The organism is Streptomyces regalis, assembly GCF_001509475.1.
Classification (GTDB): domain Bacteria; phylum Actinomycetota; class Actinomycetes; order Streptomycetales; family Streptomycetaceae; genus Streptomyces; species Streptomyces regalis.
On the sequence record NZ_LLZG01000289.1, the window covers coordinates 1 to 316 of the forward strand.

Here is a 316-nt window from a genome sequence, read left to right on the forward strand (position 1 = left end):
GGGGCGCGCCTGGGCGTGGGCGGCGAGCCCGGCGCCGGGGCCTAGGCGGCCCGGGAGGAGGTGCCCGCTCCCCGGCACCCGCTTGGGGGCGAGGAGGGCGTCGGGGCCGGGATGACGGCCAAGTTCCGGGCCGCCCGGGTGCTCCGGGCCGGGGAGGGGGGCTCGGGGGAGCACCGCGGCCAGGCCCGCCGTGACGTCGGCGTCCTCCGCCTCCCCCAGTTCCACCAGCGCGTCCTAGACCGCCGGGCTCGCCCCCCGCTCGCCCCCACCCGACGACCCGGGCTTCAGCCGGAGGCCCTCGGCCTCCGTGGGCAGC

Annotated in this window: 1 pseudogene; it reads right to left on the bottom strand. The window is 82.0% G+C overall.

The window, feature by feature from the left end:
* A pseudogene (locus tag ADL12_RS26580) lies at nucleotides 1–225 on the bottom strand (hypothetical protein); the annotation flags it as partial.
* Nucleotides 226–316: the final 91 nt, after the last annotated feature.